At 45.4% G+C, this 19,187-nt stretch carries 12 protein-coding genes; 4 read left to right on the top strand and 8 right to left on the bottom strand.

All coding sequences use genetic code 11. The annotated features are described in order from the left end of the window. Nucleotides 1-55 precede the first annotated feature (55 nt). The 6 genes from P0M28_RS20690 to P0M28_RS20665 all read right to left on the bottom strand — a co-directional run bounded on the left by P0M28_RS20690 (nucleotide 56) and on the right by P0M28_RS20665 (nucleotide 11,832). Complete coding sequence (locus P0M28_RS20690; protein WP_302204763.1) at nucleotides 56-1,618, bottom strand: purple acid phosphatase family protein; 1,563 nt, start codon at nucleotides 1,616-1,618, stop codon at nucleotides 56-58. A 63-nt stretch (nucleotides 1,619-1,681) separates the two neighbouring features. Further along, nucleotides 1,682-4,657: a TonB-dependent receptor gene (locus P0M28_RS20685; protein WP_302204761.1), complete on the bottom strand. Its 2,976-nt coding sequence runs from the start codon at nucleotides 4,655-4,657 to the stop codon at nucleotides 1,682-1,684. A 90-nt stretch (nucleotides 4,658-4,747) separates the two neighbouring features. Further along, nucleotides 4,748-6,208 (bottom strand): ISKra4 family transposase, encoded by a 1,461-nt coding sequence (locus tag P0M28_RS20680; protein ID WP_302204760.1) that lies wholly within the window; start codon nucleotides 6,206-6,208, stop codon nucleotides 4,748-4,750. Between the two features lie 604 nt (nucleotides 6,209-6,812). Continuing rightward, nucleotides 6,813-7,556: a 23S rRNA (guanosine(2251)-2'-O)-methyltransferase RlmB gene (gene rlmB, locus P0M28_RS20675; protein WP_302204756.1), complete on the bottom strand. Its 744-nt coding sequence runs from the start codon at nucleotides 7,554-7,556 to the stop codon at nucleotides 6,813-6,815. After that, on the bottom strand, nucleotides 7,553-8,776 hold the full coding sequence (locus P0M28_RS20670; protein WP_302204754.1) for a GWxTD domain-containing protein: 1,224 nt from the start codon (nucleotides 8,774-8,776) through the stop codon (nucleotides 7,553-7,555). Before P0M28_RS20670 ends, rlmB begins: the two co-directional genes overlap by 4 nt. Nucleotides 8,777-8,820: 44 nt before the next feature. Beyond that, nucleotides 8,821-11,832, bottom strand: a complete 3,012-nt coding sequence (locus P0M28_RS20665; protein WP_302204752.1) for a glycosyltransferase family 117 protein — start codon at nucleotides 11,830-11,832, stop codon at nucleotides 8,821-8,823. A gap of 248 nt (nucleotides 11,833-12,080) precedes the next feature. Between P0M28_RS20665 and P0M28_RS20660 the strand changes: the two genes are divergently transcribed. Next, on the top strand, nucleotides 12,081-13,259 hold the full coding sequence (locus P0M28_RS20660) for a hypothetical protein (RefSeq protein WP_302204751.1): 1,179 nt from the start codon (nucleotides 12,081-12,083) through the stop codon (nucleotides 13,257-13,259). 2 nt (nucleotides 13,260-13,261) lie between these two features. Here P0M28_RS20660 and P0M28_RS20655 read toward each other — a convergent pair whose 3' ends face one another. Further along, entirely contained in the window at nucleotides 13,262-13,537 is a 276-nt protein-coding gene (locus tag P0M28_RS20655; RefSeq protein ID WP_302204749.1) for a TIGR03643 family protein, read from the bottom strand. A 204-nt stretch (nucleotides 13,538-13,741) separates the two neighbouring features. After that, entirely contained in the window at nucleotides 13,742-14,596 is an 855-nt protein-coding gene (locus P0M28_RS20650; RefSeq protein WP_302204748.1) for a DUF2911 domain-containing protein, read from the bottom strand. 273 nt (nucleotides 14,597-14,869) lie between these two features. On the opposite strand from P0M28_RS20650, the gene P0M28_RS20645 reads away from it, so the two are divergent. The 3 genes from P0M28_RS20645 to P0M28_RS20635 all read left to right on the top strand — a co-directional run bounded on the left by P0M28_RS20645 (nucleotide 14,870) and on the right by P0M28_RS20635 (nucleotide 19,135). Further along, entirely contained in the window at nucleotides 14,870-15,472 is a 603-nt protein-coding gene (locus P0M28_RS20645) for a DNA-3-methyladenine glycosylase (RefSeq protein ID WP_302204747.1), read from the top strand. A gap of 226 nt (nucleotides 15,473-15,698) precedes the next feature. Then, on the top strand, nucleotides 15,699-16,562 hold the full coding sequence (locus P0M28_RS20640; RefSeq protein ID WP_302204746.1) for a universal stress protein: 864 nt from the start codon (nucleotides 15,699-15,701) through the stop codon (nucleotides 16,560-16,562). Nucleotides 16,563-16,735: 173 nt separating this feature from the next. Continuing rightward, complete coding sequence (locus tag P0M28_RS20635) at nucleotides 16,736-19,135, top strand: ABC transporter permease (RefSeq protein ID WP_302204744.1); 2,400 nt, start codon at nucleotides 16,736-16,738, stop codon at nucleotides 19,133-19,135. The last annotated feature ends 52 nt before the right edge of the window (nucleotides 19,136-19,187 follow it).

The raw sequence follows: 19,187 nt of genomic DNA, 5'->3' as shown, positions 1-19,187 counted from the left end.
ATGAAATCAGCGATATTTAACGTCTAGCCTAATTCTATAATCCAGCAACCCTGCTTTAATTCTCCATCACTTCCTCCACAATTTCGCCTTCACTATTAATTTTCAGGTTCACTTCGGATTCACCTTTTTCCAGTTCTACTTGATAGCCGGTAAAATCACCTTCTTGTACGTAGCGAACCCCGTCTAGCTCGTAACCTTTGTAGCGATTCATCACCATTGTTTCCACATCCTGAGGTAGCTTATCTTCGTAGGTGATGGTGTTATCGTGACGACGAGTCGCAACGGCTTCTTGCTTTCGTTCTACGAAGCGGTTCGGTCCACCCTCGAACGATTTAATCAAATCAAAGGCATCGTAGAGTTCACCAGTGGCGGTGTAGGCTTGGTACGAGAGCGTATCTCCGTTCACGTCGATGATCTGAAAGAGTTGGGTGTTTTCCGCTGCCCGATCACGCTGAGCACCTAAGTCCTCCCAGCCATCCCGAACCTGATACATCTTGCCACCACTCACCGATACCACGTACACAGTCCCTGTCTCGTCGCGAGTGTTTAATCCAGCCACTACATTTTCGCCTAGCGGAGCAACCCGCCCACGGGCATAACTATGGTCGTGGCCTTGCAGAGCAATATCTACCTGATGCTTGTCGAAGATTGGTTTCCATATTTCGCGCAGCCGGTTGTTGTTGCGCCCAGCCGAAGCAGAGAACAATGGGTGATGAAAGGTGGCGACCGTCCATTTATTCGGATTATCGGCCAACACTTCCTCTAGCCAAACGGCCTGATCTTCCAACTGCTCATTGCTGTTGAGCGCTAGAATTCGTACTCCCTGATAATCCACGTAGTAAGAAGTCTCGTTTAACCCTTCGGGACCATTGGTAGGTAGAGTAAACTGGGGATTCCACTGTATTGACAAATGCTCGATGTCGTTCTCATCTTCCTCCTCGGTGTAAGGTTCAAACTCATGGTTGCCGGGTACGGGAATAGAGGGTAACATCCTATGAATCCAGCCTCCGGCGGTAAACCACTCATGCCACTGCCGTTCGCTGTGGGCATCACTTACCAAATCGCCCGCGTGAATGATAAAGCTCGCATCAGGAGCTTTGCGATAGCCCTCTCGAATCAGGCGCGACCACAGCTCAAGAATGTAGTTTTGGGCATCGCCCACGTACAGAAAGGAGAACGGTTCCTGCTCCTGACTAGCGGTACGAAACTGAATCCACTCACTCCAGATGTTACCGTCGCCCACCCGATAGGCGTATAGTGTATCCGGCACCAAATTGGTGAAAGTTACCGAATGATAGTTAGAGACTACTTCGGCGGTAAGTACTTCGGAAGCATCCATTGTTTCGGTGGTTGCTTTGATCGTTTTCGCATTGCGCCAGAACTTAGGGGCGGCATCAGCAATCGCAACCTCCGCGTAGCCTTCGGTTACTTCAGGGCTAGTTCGCCAGGTTACACTGGTAGTGGTGGCGGGATCATCAGAAAAGTTAAGCACAATATGATCGGGATGTAATCCTGGCTTACTCCAATCAGTGGCAAAGCTAGGTGACTTGTAAGCGCGAGGTTGGGCAATCAGCGAAATTATCGGTAGTAGTAGAAGAAAGGTTAGGTAAAATCTCATAAGTTCAGAAATAAAGTAAGCAATCAGAGAACCCCTCCGGTCGCTTCAATTTAGTAAGAATAATTACAGATTAACCGTAAATCCTAAGAAATAAGAAGCACCAAACAGTTGGTGACGGTCGTAACGCTCTGGTACACCTCGGTACTCCTGCTCGGGTGCGTTTGTTAGATTTCGGGCTTGTGCCAGAATCTTGAACTTCTGGGAAGGAAACGTATAAGCAGCCGTTAAGTCCACTGCGGTTCGGGAAGCCTCGTATACGTCAAAATCAGATACGGCAAAACCTGCTTCTACAGCATCTCCTACCCAACCACTGGAAAGGCTCTCAATTTCATCCAAAAATTCACTTCGGTAGGTGATTGCTGCGCGTAGCTCGAAGCCGTACTTTTGATAATATGGGATGATGTTAAATACGCTGTTGGGCTGACGGATTAAAGGCAAGTCATCGTCCTCTCGGTTAGGGTACTCGGCCTCTGAGTCAATGAGAGCTACATTAGCAGTGATACCAAAGCCATTCCAGAATCCGGGGAGAAACGTGAAAGCTTGATCGTAGGTAGCCTCAACTCCTCGGACGATAGCATTATCTAAATTAAGACTCCGCGCCAAGCCAAGGCTTTCAAACTGTATTCCCTGAAACTCAATATTATTCTGAGTAATTTCTGAATCGAATATGTAGCTGTCAATATCCTTATAGAAGAATCCGCTTGATAAAATACCGCCACTCGGGAAATAATACTCCAGTGATAAATCCAGGTTCATAGCCTCGTAGGGTTGCAGACCAGCGTTCGCTCCTTGAAAAGTACCATCAAATAGACCCTCCGTTGCGGTTTCGTTGATCTCAAGCTCCGAAGTGCCCGCTAACTGATCATAATCGGGTCGGGCCAGGGTGTTTGTCCAGGAAAGCCGGGCGATAAAGTTATCAAACGGATTGGCCTTCAGGTGTACGGAAGGCATTATGTTCGTATAACTATTTTCAAAAAACAATTGCTCAAAGCGGTCTTGCAACGGAATGGTTTCGTCATTACTTAATAAGGTAAACGGTGCTGAACTAGTCGCGGTATGCTCTACTCGCACCCCAGCGGTGAGTGTCATAAAGTCAAAATCTACCACTCCCATAATGTATCCGGCGGTTACATCTTCGCTGTAGCTGATGTCTTCATCATAAATTTCTTCGGCAGTATCGTAGGGGCGAAAAGCGATCCGTGTGGTGTCAGTCAGCGTTTCGGGGTTAGCAAAAAATTCCCGAAACGCTTCCGCATCGCCGTGTACATTGGGTTGCGCTCCCCCTTGTTCGGGTCCCTGAGGTTCAATATTAAACTGATCTAATCGGTAGGGGTTACTCACTTTATCGAGATTGTCCCCCGTGAGTGGGTTTTCCCGATCATCGTTGTATTCTTCCTGCGCGTTATCTACCGTTTTTTCCCGCGAGCGATAGCGTCCTCCTATTTTAATATAAGCTGGTATGCTCGTTCCCAAAGTAAAATCATACCGCAGATCAATAGAAGCTTCGTACATATTTTCCTGTACCGTATTGTTGCGGTTAAAGTTCAGGCTTCTTAGTACATATAAGCTAGGGTCACGAGCTTCTTCCTGATTAATCGCGGTAATGTCAAAGAAGAACGGCGATACATTGTAGGTAGCTGCCAGCAAAGGTTCGGTCTCGGGAGGGTTCTCATAAGTACCATCAATATTAAATCTATTCTGATCGGCTCGCGAGTAGGTTCCGTATACATCAAACGAAAATGCCCCTAAGCGGTGTTCGGTACCTAAAGTAAAGCTGTATAAATCTTCATTTTCGTCGGAGCTACTCAAATCTAGTTCGCCAGACCCCGCAGTAAACTGCCCAGAGGTAGGGGTTTGATTGATTACCTCGCCCACCCCCGCAACGGTCAACTCGAACTCCGAATTGAGTCGTCGCTCATTGTTGTGCGTGTAGAGTGAGCGGAAGTACACCGAGTTATTAGGAGTAAACTGATACTCCAGGTCGGCAGTCACGCCGTAACGATCACGTTCGTTGTCTTCCATCTGAATCTCTATTTCGTTGGGACCTAAATAACCGGGAGAGGGATTACCATTAGGATCAGTGCCTTGCAGCAACTGCCAGCGGTCGGGGTCAAGTACCGATACCGTAAAATCGCGCCGGAAAAAGTTAGCGGAAACCACAGCCCCAAATTTTTCATTTTCGCCAAATCGCTTCCCTGCCGTTACGGCTGCTCTAAATGGAAACTTATCGTCTCCGTAGTCGGCTTGCTGTTCCTGAATTAATCCGTCTACCGAGGCGATAAGAAACTGTGATTCTGCCTTATCAAAGGCCGAAATAGTATTGATATTAATTGCCCCACCAACGGCACTACCCTCCATATCGGGAGTCACTGCTTTGGTTACCTCGATGCTAGAAATCATCTCTACGGGCATCAAGTCTAACGGAGTCTCTCGGCCACCTGACGTAGAACCAATATTTGTATTATTCAGCGTCACATTGTTTAGGGCAGGTTGAATGCCTCGGATGGAGATGAAGCGACCTTCGCCGTTGTCAGTTTCGATGGATACCCCGGATACCCGCTGGGCGGCTTCCGCTACGTTGATATCGGGCAAACGGCCAATATCGTTGGTGGTGAGTACCTCTTTGGTATTCAACGCCTGCTTCTTCCGATTGATCGCATCAATCTGGCTCTTCCGAAGTCCAGTAATCACAATATCATCTAGCTGAGTAGAACTGACTTGCAGCGTAACATCGGCGGTGATTTTTTCTCCGGGAGCAACATTCACTGTAGTCTCCATACCTTGGTAGCCTACTGAGCTAATAACCAAGGTTAGCTCACCAATTGGGGTTTTGGGAATTAGGTAGCGTCCGTCTACATTGGTAGCCGTTCCGAGCGAAGTTCCTTGAACCCTCACGGTAGCACCGGGCAGTAAATCACCCGTTTGGGTGTCAGTCACTTTTCCTGTAATCTGCCCACTTTGAGCCTGAGCAAGTATTGACTGATGAAAGACCAAACTCGTGGCAAGAGCCACTACAGACAATCGTAATAATACGTTCATAAAATAGGCACTTTTGATAGGTAAATAGGGCAGAACGATGAGCGAATCTCACCGCAAAATGAATTGAGTGTATAACAAAAAGGGTGTAACTCAGGCAGCTTTTTGGTAAAGAGCTTGTTGTTCGTGTTTGACTACTGTTTGTAGGTAGTTGTCCCAATCGCCGTTCTTTCTGACGGCTCGTAGGTTGAGCATATTCTGCGCACCTTGTTTTCCCCAATGCATGCCGTTTCTCTCCATACGGCTCTTTACAAAATGTCCACAGGCACTTTCCACCGCTCCGGTGGTGATAGGAAATCCTAGCTGTAGATAGGTTTTGTAATCTACCATATGCTGATGGTTGGTCAGGTAGGTGATGGCTCGTTGGACAGTGTCACGCTTGTATTGAGACAAGGTAGCCTGTTGCAAGATAACTTGCCATTGCTGTCGTACCTCATCATGCTGGCTGTCTAGTAACAAGGCGGCTTGGCTTCTCACCCAAGCAAAACGATTGGGATGCTTCTCCCCCCAATGAGCGTTAGCCACCTTCCAAACGTACTCTAGCAAGTGAATAAAATCCAGTACGTAGGCCTCTACCCGATGGGTAACTTTCTTTTCTTCTACCACTTGCCGAACTGCTTTTTCTAAGGCTCGGTCACCGTCTATCAAAACGATGATCGGCTTTTTTGCACTAGCATCGCGCCGAAGTAGGTTTTCCACCCCGTAGCGGATGGCCCCTACCTTGTCTGAGAGAAAGGCTCGTAGATGCTTGTGCTCGTGCCAGGTATGCCCTCCATCGGGCTTCTGCGGCTCATGGGTAGGGCAAAACAAGCTCTCTAAGAGTTCTTGAGCCTGCCGGGGCCGCGGGGTAAACGAACTGCTCAGGCTTACTGTGGCTTCTTTTTTGACCCCCTTCTTCTGTCCTTTGCTCAGACGAACCGCCGTACTTTCCTCAGCTCGCTGAGTTTCGCTGCGACGAATGGGCACCCCCTTACCGTCAAAGCCTACGCTCAAATGAGTACCATCTTCTATGTTTTCCCAGGCTTGTTGCTCATAAAAGTCTTTTACTTGCTCGCAAAGCCTGTAACTACACCGTTGGCTTTGCATACCCCTTAGGGGATGACCTAAGATGCGCTCCAACTGCTCAGCACTTTGGGCAAAGTCCATCTCGGTGGCCCCATACCCTAACCAATCATCCAATACGTAAGAATAGTTGCTCTTGGGTAAGCCCAACGCTTCGTCCAGCCGGTAATAGCTCTTACCAGTGGTTGAGTAATACTTGGGGCGGGCAATGGATAACGGGCCAAAAATGCTTCGGTAAGGCCGACTACGCAGCCCGGTGTTCTTCATCTTTTCCCCTGCACGATCAACGGGAACCCCCTGAACAGCGACTACCTGTTGTATACTCAAAATGTAGTATTCTAACAGTTGAAAACCTAACTGCAATAAACTGGTAAACAAAGACCGCTCTACCTGATGAATTCTCATTCCTTCTTTACTTCGGGCATCCATTTGGGCTATTATCTGATCTAAGTGTTGTCTTATCTGGTTGATTTTTGCTTCCTTTACTTCCATAGCGAGTTTTTTTGATGGTGGTTGAAGACCTCAAAATTAAGGGAATCTCTGCATTCCCACTCGCTTTTCCTCTGCACCCAATTCGTTATACACTCAAATGAATTAGTAACAATACTGCGAAAGTAGAAGGCAAGACGCTAACTTAGGTTACCTCAGTATTAAGAAACTGTAAACAAAAGGTGAAGTGGGTTTTTTGGATATGATGAATAAACATCATCGACTCATCTACCCCAAATCAGTACCTACCTTAGGTTTTTGCTATGTAACTGCTACTAAATGTTTGTAGTACCTAAGAGCGTGTTTGAACTTTATTCTTTAGTTTTCTGATGGCTGTTTTCCGCCCATACTTCGCCTTTTTTTCGGACGATAGCTTAGGCTATCCTCCTCAAAAAGAGTCTCGTCTGTCCGAAAAACACCTCATAATAAATTCTAAAAATAAAATCCAAACACGCTCTAAGACAGTAGTAGAGATGGAGACGAATAATTGGGCGAGTCTCGCGGGGAACGTGAGTAAATAAAACGCACTCGCGCATTCATTCCTTACCCCTGAGAGGTATGGAATTTTTCTTTGTTTTGCTAACAGGGATTTGGTGGAGACAGCAAACTAAGCAGACCGCTGCCGAATTACTTCGTACAGACCTATAGCTCCAGCTACCGATACGTTGAGTGAAGCGATTTGCCCACTCATCGGAATTTTCACCGCAGCATCAGCGAGTTTAAGATACGCGTCGGAGATTCCATCTTCTTCGGAGCCTAGCAGCAGGGCTATCGGCCCTAATAAATCCTGCTGAGGCAGCAAAGCCTCCGCCTTTTCGGTGCAGGCTATCACTCGGATTCCACTATTTTTTAGGTACTGGATGCTGCGTTTGAGGTTTTCTTCCCGGCACACTGGGATATGGTTTAATGCTCCGGCAGAAGCTTTCATGGCATCTCCCCCCAAGCGGGCATTTCCTTTATCAGGAATAACGATGGCATGTACGCCTAAGCATTCGGCTGTTCGGGCAATCGCGCCAAAGTTACGAACATCGGTAATCCGATCCATTAGTATTAGCAAAGGCTCCTGCCCCCGCTGGTAACATTCATCAATAATATTATCTAATGAAGCGTAAACCACGGAAGAAAGAAACGCGATAATGCCCTGGTGATTTTTCCGGGTAACCCGATTCAGCTTTTCAGTTGGAACGGTACTGATGGGTACATGTTGCCGACGGGCTTCAACGATAATTTCTTTAAACAGCTCATTCTGCATCCCCTTCTGGAGCAGTATACGCTCAATCTCCCGACCGGAGTTCAGCGCTTCTTGTACGGCTCGGGTACCGAAAGCAATATCAGTTTTAGGATGGCTCACAGCGTTTTGCGTCCCTTTCTCCAGAGGTCAATGTTACGGTACCAGAATCGCTCGAAGGCTTCGTCGCGCATGAGGTTATAATGCTGATCGGTAAAAATATTCTTCACCTTCATAAACGTAAATGAGGTATTCACCAGCGTATTATCGGCGGCGTAGATCCAAACTTCCTTTTCATCATCACGGTACACATCATCTGGCTTTCCGTAGAGCGTGTAGATCATGCCCATACCGGTTTTCCAGCCTTCTTTGTAGGTAGTAAAAAAATGGTTGGCTTTAGCTACCTGACGATAATAGTTACGAATAATCACTTTAGCCCGGTCTTGAGAACGAGCAGCTCGCATCCAGAATTTATCTAACTCCAATTTAGGGGTTTCTCCTTCGCGAAGTTCGCTAATTTCTTCGGAGGTGCTGATGTAACGAATGGGTTCAACCAATGCTTCGGCCTGCACTAAGCGAGGGTAGTACGCATCTTCTACCCGAAAGGAGATACCGGAAAGTGAGGTAGTATCTAACTGAGCAAAGTACAGACCCGGTTGCTCCAGACGCATCGTGCTATTTAATGAAACCTGCAACAATGAATCGACCGTAAGTTTGGGTTGCACTTCGCTGCTAGTTCCTAAAGGAGACGGATTGGGGCCGAAATCATGGTTGTAGTAGTAAGCGTAGGCCACCGAATCCGAATCATCAAAAGAAACTATCCGTACGGCAGTACTAGCATTTACATAATTAGAAAATACCGGAATATCTTCCGAAGCCCGCATAAGCAGTAGCGAGGAAAGCGGAAAATTCTGGTCGGTGTTCAGAGGCACATCAAACCGAAGAGGTAGTGAAGCACCAGCTACCGATACGGTAAGATACAGAAATACATAATTAGCATTTTCTTGAAGGGGTACGTTAAACCGATAGTATGCCGTATTTTCTTCTTGCTTGATTAACTGCTCTGATGAAAGCGTTTGGTTACTTATTGCTGTTTCGGAAGCGTAGCTATCCCGCAATTCGTAACGAACTGAGGGAATTTCTACGCCAGACTGATTAATGAGCTCAAGAAAAACAATTGCATCGCCACCACTACGCGCTACCCGAGAGTGAAGCTGTACCGGAGCATCCGGATCATACGCATGACTTACGTTGGTTTTGGATAAGCTCTGGCTCAAACCAGGCAAGGTAGTACTACCCCCAAGTAGAAATACACTAATAAGAATACGGAAATACCACTTCATACTGATTACGAAAATACACAAACTCTCCGCATAACGAGTTGTTTTTACGAATTTATCCGATTGTAATGTTCCATTAGTGCTTGCTGGTACTGTTGCGCGAGTTCGGCTTTTCCAGCGTTCTTCAACGCTTCACTGATGGTATTCAGCACAATCAAGTGTTTTTGATGCTCAACCCCTCTATTACGATTTTCGTCAATCAAGTACGTGAGCATTTCATCGGAGCGATCGCCCATCACCTGAGCGATTTCGGTAGCTTTTTCATCTTCGCCCACTTCGTACAGCAGAGCTACCGCCTGAGCATTCACGTAGTCAAAAGGAATGGCTTCATCCGGTATTAATTCCAAGCTACGGTTCAATACATTTTTCGCCTCTTCCGTACGTCCGGCAGCCAGTAATTCTCTCGCCAAGCTATTAAGACTAGAACGATGATTCAGGGCAAAATTACGATAATCTTCACTGTAGTATACATCGGGGTTATTCAACTCTCGCCAGTGAAAATTCTCCATCATATTCTCGTACATCACATCTAAATTAACAATCTCGTCATTCGGGTCAGGATTAGCGATGGGTAGTAATCGATAAGCTTGCCCTTCCTGCACTACATTCTGCTTAAAGTCAATGTTCGTGCCCATCAGCGATGTATTGTTGAAGTAGATCGGGCGTTCCCACTTGTTGGCTGCAATTAAATCCAGAATCATCAGGTCTTTCTTCTCCAGTGCCCGCCCCTTTATATTCAGCATCAGACGGTCCGTGACTAAGTTACGAAGCTCTACCGGAACAATTTCCTTCAAATTGGCGGGTAATTCCGGTGGAATGGAGTCATTACCGGAAACCGTCTGCTGGGTTTCGCTGGTATCGTACAGGTCTACGTCTAAGTAGAAAGTTTTGGATGGAACGGTGTTATAGTCAGCCCGGGCATTTTGTAGCTTTAAAGCCGGAGAGTTCTTTCTGATTAATCCTAAGTATTGCTCCAGATTGATAGCTCCTTTCACCTGCGGATTTTGTACATAAGGCAGATAATCGTTCGGCCCACCCTGCTTGTACTGCTCTTTGGTTAATGAAAACGGCAGTGGTTCCGACTCGTAAGCCGGACGAGTCATTTGTTCAATGTACCAGTCGGTGTTAAAGTAACTTAGTACAATCACCCGCACGTCGGTTCGGAAGCCTTCTACTTCCTGGGCGTACCACAGCGGGAAGGTATCGTTATCTCCCCCGGTGAAAATAATGGCATTAGGCGCGCAAGAAGCCAGAAAGTTCTTGGCCGAGTCGACTGAGAAAAAGCGGTCAGATCGATCATGATCGTCCCAGCCTTCGGCGGCCATAATTCCCGGAACAGTTAAACAGGCTACTGCGGCAATAATACCAGCATTACGATGATTCTTCACAAATTGACTGATAAACTGACTAAGAGCCATCACTCCGAAGCCGATCCAGATGGCGAAGGCGTAGAACGATCCAGCGTAAATATAATCCCGTTCTCGCGGTTCCACCGGAGGGGAATTCAGGTACACTACCAGTCCAATGCCCGTGAGGAGAAAGAGTACTCCCACTACCGAGAAGCTTTTCACATCCCGCCGATACTGGAAGAACAAGCCGATCAATCCCAAAGCCAGGGGCAGCATATAAAATTGATTACGCCCTTTGTTCTGCGCTAAAATTTCAGGGATACCCTTGTCGCCCTCCCAAGGACGAAGCCAAGCTGCTTCTTTAATATCGCTCTCTCGCCCGGCAAAATTCCACATAAAGTAGCGCATGTACATATGCCCCAACTGGTAGCGGAAGAAAAAGCCTAGATTATCCAGAAACTTAGGTTCTTCATTGGGTCGGAGGTTCATCCACTGCCGGTAGAGTTGCGGGTGGTTCCCCTGCGTACTATACGCTCGGGGAAAGATGGTGCTCTTCTTGGGGTCGTAAGTGTTTTCCAGTTTGTAATCGGAGATTATGTACTTCTCTTCCCCTTTTTCGTAAACAGGAGCTCCTTCCTCCTGTGCCACTAGCTCGGCGGTAAAATACTGCCCGTAGGCTAACGGACGACTGCCGTACTGCTCCCGCTTCAAGTATGAGGTGAAGCTGATAAAGGTTTCGGGGTTGTTTTCGTCAATGGGAGGATTGTAACGAGAGCGAATGATTACTAACGAGTAGCAGGAGTAACCAATTAGAATAAAGGTTAGTCCGAGCAAAAATGTATTCAGCGTTGGCATCTTATGCTGAACAGAATACCGGATGCCGTACACCAATCCGCCAATCAGCAACAAGCCAAAAATAACGAAACCCGAGCCAAACGGTAGTCCGATACTATTGACGGAAAACACTTCTATTTTACCCGCAATCGTGGGTAAGCCGGGGATGATTCCAATTAAGATTAATAAAATTAATGCACCGCTTATTACCAAAGTGGTAACCACCCCGCGAGTAGTGGGTTGATGCTTGTGGAAGTAGTATATCAGACCTAACGCCGGAATGGTTACTAGGTTGAGTAAGTGTACTCCAATAGAAAGGCCCATGGTGTAGGCAATCAGGATTAACCAACGGTTCGCCGCGGCCTCATCCTCAATATTTTCCCACTTCAAGATGGCCCAAAAGACAAAAGCAGTAAAGAACTGCGAAAGACCGTATACCTCCGCCTCAGTAGCCGAAAACCAGATAGAATCGGAAAACAAGCAGGCCAGAGCACCAACAACTCCGCTACCTAGTAGCCAGACTTTTTGCGCCGGAGTTTCTTCACCCAATTTCACTTTCAACACTTTATGGCCGAGTAGCGTGATGGTCCAGAACAGAAACATGATGGCGAAGGCCGTGCTGATCACGCTCACCATATTCACCCAGTAGGCTACCATTTGCTCATCGCCGAAAGATAAAAAGGAAAACAGACGACCAATTAGCAGAAATAGCGGGGCACCGGGAGGATGCGGAACTTCTAGCTTGTACGATACGGCAATAAACTCACCACAGTCCCAGAAACTAGCCGTTTCTTCCACGGTGAGCATATAGACGAGAAGGGACACCGCGAAAATTCCCCAGCCGATAAAGTCATTGAGCTTTTTGTATGTGAGCATGAACCTACAACTACGTTACAAAATAGGATTGCAAAACTAATGGAAACCCCGGTAGATTAAAATGTTTTGGGTAACTACCGTAAAGTTAGTACGTGGTAAGGCTCAGATAAATTTCGTAGGCACTGAAATTTAACATTTTTTAGCAACCCTCGTGGAATGACTGCTGCACCTAGTTAGTGTTTCGCTAATCCTATTTTCATTTCTCGTGTGGAATTCAGGCTAATGCAGCATCCTACTAAGAAAATGCTATGCGATTACTTATTCTATTCGTTAGTTTTCTGTTTTTTCTGAAGGATACTCCAGCTGACCCTTACATATTTTCTAGTGAAATAACAGGCTATCTTCAAGCAGAAGATACCAATTTTGCTTACCATAAAGCCGCCTGGCAGTATTCGTTTATTGGTAACTATCAGCAAGCGTTGTGGGCCTTTGAACAAGTAGGTGTAGGCTATCCGGACTTATCCGAGGAAGAAAAAATTCGCTTTTCACTGTTTCGCCCTACTCCAGCGGATGATTATATTTTAGCACAAGCTGAGCGGGAGCAAATAGTTATTATTAACGAGGCCCATCACCAACCGATGCACCGGGTGTTCACTACTTCTTTACTAGAAGGTTTATACAAACGTGGTTATCGTTTTTTAGGCTTGGAGGCATTAGCCCACTCCGATACTTTACTTAACCAAAGAGGCTACCCAGTGCTAGGTTCGGGCTACTATACTCAGGAACCGCAGTTCGGAAATTTGGTACGAAAGGCACTGAAGTTAGGCTTCACGGTTTTTCCCTACGAAACGCAAATTCAGGTTAACGGTAAAGAGCGAGAGATTCAGCAGGCCCGAAATATTGAGCACATGGTTAAAGCTAATCCTGATGCAAAGTTTCTCATCCACTGTGGTTTTGGCCATGTAGTCGAGTCAGAAGTACCCGGTTGGGAAAAAGCTATGGCCGGTAGAGTAAAAGAACACACCGGAATAAACCCGTTAACGATTAACCAAGAAATACTAACCGAACACTTTTCTCGGGAAACCGAAAACCCCTATTTTCAACTGGTAGATACTTTAGATTATCCGGCTGTTTTCATTAATGCTAACGATGAAGTTTTTCACGGCGGGAAGGGCGATAACCGCTTTGATGTCCGGCTTTTTCACCCTCGCACTACCTTCACTAATGGTCGCCCCAGCTGGCTACTGATGAGTAGACGACGCTATTTATGCTCAATAAGCGACAGTACGATAACGATTGATTACCCAGTATTGGTTAAGGCTTATGCGGAAAATGAAAGTGATGAGGCCGTGCCGATAGATGTTATTGAGCTGCCGGAGTACCACAATCAAAAGTCGTTGGTTTTGCCTGAAGGGAAGTTTAGTTTGCGGATAACTAACCCGCAGGGTGATTCGCTAACCGCTGATGTAGAAATACCAGTTGATTAGGGTTAACGCTTAGAAATCTTATTAGAAGAGATGTTTTTCTGGCGGGTGCTCTTGAAGGTTCCTTCGTCGAAGTTGCGCTTTTTTTGATGCTTGGTGTTGCGGCCTTGTACTCGTTCCCGCCACATGCGCCAGGAGCTGGGCTTCATTTCCCGACGCATCAGTTTGATGACTTCTTTCTCGGACAGGCCAAATTGGGCTTCAATGGCATCAAAGGTGGTTCGGTCTTCCCAGGCCATTTCAATAATCCGGTCAATATCGCGCTCACTTAGTTCAGACAATGATTGATGATTGATGATTGATGATTGATGATTGATGATTGATGATTGATGATTGATGATTGATGATTGATGATTGATGATTGATGATTACGAAACTGACTTAACGAACCAGATGTTTCAATAAAAAAGCGGAAAGCTCCCCGTAAGCTGTTCCGCCCTTCATATTTTCCGGTCTCCGGTCTCCGGTTTCCGGTTTCCGTAAAGTTACATTTGATCGCTAATGGTGGCCATCAGTTCGTCGTTCATTTTTACGTAAGCTTGGTTTCCGTTTTCTTCGGCTAGTTCTTTAGACTTTTTGGCAGCAGCCATAGCACTTTCGTAGCTCCCGTTTTTCTCGTGAATTTTTGCCTGTAGGTGTACTACCCAGTAACGGTCGCTATTAAGCTCTACCGCTTTATCAATCCACTCCTGCGCCTGCTCCATATCCTTATCGGCGTTAAAGTAGTAGTTTGCCGCTGCGTAGTACATGTTAGGATCGTCACCCGGATCAGCCATTTGCTCTTCAATCTGAGCCATTACGTTTTTGTCTACGTTCGGATCTTCTATACCAAAGCTCACCATCGTATTTTCCCAAACCAAGTGAAGCTTTGCTCCGGTATTGGTCAAATCGGAGAACATAAACGTTAAGGTCTCGAAGGGCATGTCAATCTTTTTGGCAGGTACAGTAAAGCGGAACATGTCTTCGCCCTCATCGTAGTTTCCGGTTCCTCCTTGGTTCACATTTTTGTTCACGATCATTGTCCATTCTTCCTCACCCGGAATGCTGAACAGCGCGTATTCACCTTCGGGTAGAGCGTTGCCTTCAATCATTACTTCATCGCTCACGGTAAGCTTGGTAGCCATATTGGCTCCGGTGCGCCACAGTTTGTCGTAAGCCTCTAAGCCTCCAAAAATTTTGCGTCCTTTCACTCCGGGTCGTGAATACTCAATGCTTACTTCGGCTAGTCCTACTGTTTGAGAAACTTCTCCCAACGGACTCGGCTGCGGAGTGTTGATCTGAGCTTCTACCTGCCAAACAATTAGCAGGGCAATTACCATAAGATAGATACTTCGTTTCATAGTTAATGCAATTTTAGTTAAGAACGCAAAGTTAGTTGTTGAGCACTTGAAAACAAGTACTGTGTTGATGAGTGTTATGGTGTTATAGTTCGTAGTGCGTGGTGTTAGAGTATCAGGTGTTCAGGCGGTTGCCGCGCATTGTTCAGGTGTTCAAGTATGAAACTCTAAGCGACCGTCACCCGATTTGCTCTTACCAAACTTTGAACCCAGAACTCAATACTGTACACCGAGAACCATAACATTATAACACCACGCACTCAGAAACCTAAACTTATGAGAATACTAGATAACACGTTTTACCAACGATCTGATGTACTACAAATTAGTCGTGAGCTACTGGGGAAATACCTGTTTACTGAGATTGATGGCGACATTACGGGGGGAAAGGTAGTAGAGACAGAGGCTTACGCCCACCAGGGAGACCGGGCCACCGAAATGCATCTGAACCGACGCAATACGCGCACCGATGTTATGTTTCAACCTGGCGGAGTAGCCTACGTGTACACCGTATACCGCATTCACCGAATGTTTAATATCATTGCGAATAAAGAGGGCAAGCCTGATGCCGTGCTGATTAGAGCGATTGAACCCAGTACGGGAATTGAAATTATGAAGCAGCGACGGGAAATAAACGATGAGAAGCGACTCACGGCCGGTCCGGGGATGCTCACCCAAGCACTGGGAATTAGCACCGATCACTACGGAATACCAGTTACTACCGGAAAAATAATCTGGCTGGAGGATCGAGGCGAAGCAGTAAATGACGACAATATCATTGCCAGCCCCCGAGTGGGCATTGATTATGCCGGAGAAGACGCTCAACTCCCGTGGCGTTTCCGAATTAAGGACAACCCCTGGGTGAGTAAGGCTAAGTAAATATTGGGCATTAGTTAATAGTCAACAGTCCATAGTCGATAGTCCACAGGTTGGGAAGCTCGAAGTGTTCTGGTGTTAATGTTCGACTGTCTAATTGCTGATTAGTCATTGGTCATCAGTCATTACTCATTGCTCATTGCACACTGTTCATTGCCCATTGCTTCTGGTCTCTGCGCCAACTATTCACTAGCGAAATTCGTATCATTACCTACTAAACTATCCTGTTATGATGAACCGAATTCTCTGCCCGGTTGATTTTTCTGAGTGCTCACTGAATGCCGTAGAGGTTGCTGCTAAGGTAGGAGCGGCTCATCAGGCTTCGCTCACCCTGATTCATGTATTTACCGAAGAAGAATTCGAGGCGGCTCTCTCCAGTCAGAAGCTTCCGGAACATTACCGAAAATCAGATATTGATAATTTGGTAGGTCACGCCGAAGATATGCTCCAGCAACTGGCTAGCGAAGTTCTTCGGATGCAGAAGAGAGACGGACTCACTGATTGCAACTACCATTTTACCTACGGCCCGCTCAATCGCCAGATTGTAGATTACGCTAAGCAGCATCAGTACTCTATGATTGTAATGGGCACTTCGGGAGTGAAAGATATTTTTGAGGAATACGTAGGTAGTAATACCGTAAAGACCATTGACCGAGCACCTTGCCCAGTGCTCTGCGTGCCTACCGCAGCCAGCTACGAGAAGCCCAAAAAGATGATGTATGCTACTGATTATCAGGAAGAAGATACTAGAGCCATCACTCGTCTGGCTCTATTTGCCGAACCATTTAACGCCGAGTTGCACGTAGTACACTTATCCCAAAGTAAAAGTTTGCAAGAACAGGCTACTTATCAAGATTTTCAGCAAAAGATAAAGGAGGTACTGCCCAATACTCCTTTACAGTTTGAGAAAGTAATCAGTAAAGATGATATTGTTCAAGAAATAGACCAGTACGCGCTCCAACAAGAGATGGATATGGTCGCTCTGCTGTATTACCGCCGAAATTTCCTCGAGCGTCTGTTTGAAAGTAGTACGGTAAAGGATATTTCTTATTTTGCTACGTATCCGGTACTGGTATACCGGGAGTCTTCCTAAAGAGGTGATCTGAAGCCTTTATAGAACTATTGATCGTAATTTTCAGTGCATTAGGCAGAAAATCAACCCAAATTTTTTAGCGTAACTTTTAATCGTTTTGTAATTGGAGCTTAATATGCTGAAAATAAATACCGCACTCCGTTTATACTGATGCTATATTACTTCCAGCAGCTATGCTTAAACACTTCATTAAAATATCACTCCGAAGATTATTTATTGATAAGACTTTTTCTCTTATCAATTCAATTGGATTGGTTATCGGTATCGCTTCGGTATTTCTGCTCTCGAAGTATCTCGGGTTTCATTTAACTACCGATGATTTTCAGGAAAATAAAAAGAGTGTATTTGCTATCCATCAAACCTTGAAGGGGAATGACGGTATTGATGATTATACGGAAAGTACCTACAATGAAGTAGCCCTGATTACCCGAGATCAGTTTCCCGAAGTGGATGGCATGAGTCGCTATTTTACTACTGGTGAGACTTTGGTAACTACCACGCGTCAAAATGGTGAATCACTAAAGTTTAATGAAAATAATATTGTTGAAGTAGACCCGGATTTCACGCGGATTTTTACCTTCCATTTTCTAAAAGGTGATCCTCAGACAGTGCTCGATGAGCCTAATAGTGCCGTTTTAACTCTCTCCTTAGCGAAGAAGTATTTTGGTGAAGAAGACCCAATTGGCCAAACGCTCACCACGAAAAAAGCATGGGGTCAGGAGGGGGTATGGACAATAACCGGCGTTGTTGAAGATTACCCGGAAAATTCACGATTTCAATTTGACTGCCTACAGTCCCTGGCCGGAAAAGAACTTGACGTAGCGGAACATAATTGGTCTTACCCAAATGTCAAGAGCTACCTTCTACTAAACGAGCCTTCTAACGCCAGATTCCTGGCAGAGAAAATAACATCTACCATTAATGAATTAGAGGTCTTTAAGTCAGAACCACGAAGCGTTGAATTCTACCTTATTTCCTTTGCCGATGAAGTAGGCCTGACGATTAACCAAAAGTTATTACTATTGGTTGGGGTGGTTTTGCTATTGATTACTTGGATCAACTATACCAACCTCAGCGGAGCAAAATCATTGACCAGAGGGAAAGAATTTGGAGTAAGAAGGGTGGTGGGTTCGAACCAATCACAGCTTATTAAGCAGTTTCTATACGAGGCATGGGTCATATATTTCATTTCCATAGTGGCAGCTATCACAACTGTCCTTAGTGTATATCCAATACTCTTTGATCTGTTTAGTGGACAACTGCTGCCCATTTTTGAATTTGATACTCCCATCAACTTCGTTTTTTTAGTATTTCTGATGCTGGGCGCAGTTGTCTCATCAATTTATCCATCATTATCTATCTATCGTTTCTCAATCACCCGACTGCTCAAAAACAGTAAGGTTGTCAATCCCAAATCACGGAGTTTCCAGAAATCTCTGATAGTTTTTCAATTCACCATCTCCATCATCATGCTCATTGGCATTACTACGATTTATAAACAGATGGAATTTATTCAGAATCGGGAAATGGGTTTTGATAGAGATCATGTGATGATCGTTAAGCCTCCCAAGGATGCCTGGGAAGGAAAATCTAAGCGAATGAGCAGCTTCAAGAATCAATTGAAGAATCTGTCCTCCACCAACTCAGTATCCTCTTCAACCTCAGTCCCGCTCTGGTGGCCCGGATCACCGACTGATTTTAAAACCAATAGCAGCGAAGAAGATGTTAGGCTAACGTTGCTTCGGGTAGATGAGGAGTATTTTACTTGTTATGGCTTGAAATTAGTAGCGGGAGAGGGATTTCGGAAAGGCCAGGACAAAAACAATCGTAAACGAGTTTTAGTCAATGAACTTACCACCAAAAAAATGGGCTACGTACATCCGGAAGAGGCTTTGAACCAGACAATCATTAATCAAAAGACTGAAATGGAATTGGAGATCATTGGTGTGGTAAAAGATCATCATCATGCATCTCTAAGAAAAGAAATTAAACCCCAGGTCTTTGAGTATAATCCAACGGTTGGATTTGTCTCGATCAACTTCAATTTGTCAGATCAACCTGATCTTAAAAACCTAATGGGTAACGTTGAAAGCGTTGAAAATATCTGGCACCAAATCTATCCGGATCAGGCGTTTGATAGCTACTTTTTAGATGAGCGGTTTAACAATGTCTACGAGAAAGAAAAACTCTTTCAGCAAATATTCTTTACGTTCACCATTATTTCCCTAATCGTTACTTTTTTGGGCATATTTGGTTTATCAATGTACATTTCATCAAGACGAAAAAAGGAGATAGGGATTAGAAAAGTTCTGGGAGCAAAACCAACCCAAATTCTTGCCCTTTTTTCAAATGAGTTTATGGGAAAAGCAGGTTTAGCGATGTTTTTAGGGGTACCCATTGCCTACTACTTAGTAAGCCTTTGGCTATCAAATTTTAATTACCGGATTTCTTTTGATCCGTGGATTTTAATCATGCCATGCATTTTTCTATCAGTACTTACCTTAGCGTCATTGAGCTTCGAAGGGCTGAAAATGGCAAGAGCCAATGTACTGAATATGCTGAAGGATGAATAGCAAATGATAAAATAAAACAGTTTTTGTAGAAGAAGCTCGAGAGCTTTAAATC

The sequence above is a fragment of the Tunicatimonas pelagia genome (genome assembly GCF_030506325.1).
Taxonomy (GTDB): Bacteria; Bacteroidota; Bacteroidia; order Cytophagales; family Cyclobacteriaceae; genus Tunicatimonas; species Tunicatimonas pelagia.
Note: the sequence above shows the minus strand (reverse complement) of the source record. Positions and strands in the feature narration are given on the sequence as shown.